The 507-nt window shown below is 42.2% G+C and carries 1 protein-coding gene; it reads right to left on the bottom strand.

The window, feature by feature from the left end:
• Positions 1–372, bottom strand: a 372-nt coding sequence (locus R7P74_RS29700; protein ID WP_318124339.1) for a hypothetical protein, incomplete at its 3' end; no start/stop codon positions are given.
• Between the last annotated feature and the right edge of the window lie 135 nt (positions 373–507).

Raw genomic sequence — 507 nt, 5'->3', positions numbered from 1 at the left:
TACACTGATTTTGGAATCAAATTCGAAAAATCCACGGCGCTTGATTTCTCCCAAATTATCTACCTGTCCATCCGGTGATATGGCCCATAGTACGTAGGTCGCATAGCCGCGGCCGAGCTCAAATGGTCTCGGCATTTTTGAAACGCTTAGCTCTATCTGTGTGCCGTTTCGCGCGGTCCTTTTTACTTTCGCCTCGCCTTTCATGCGTGGAAAGCGTGTTGTACCGCGAAATTGTACAAACACGGTTTCCTCAAGCGGATATGTAATCGCCGTAGTCTTGCGGGGAACATCTACTTGACCGTAAACACCTGCAAATAAAAGAATTATCGCCAAAAATACAAATCCATTCTTTACCAATGAGAAAATTTTCATAAGGAAATCGTATCAATAACTTCGGGAATTTACTCTAAACAGACCGCTTAGGTTAATGAGAAGATGCCATATTAAATGCTAAAGTTGCAAATAAATGCGCTTGGACATAAGGCAAAGCATTGAGTATATTCGAGA

Source organism: Vibrio sp. 2033 (genome assembly GCF_033339735.1).
This window is presented reverse-complemented; position numbering and strand designations above follow the sequence as displayed.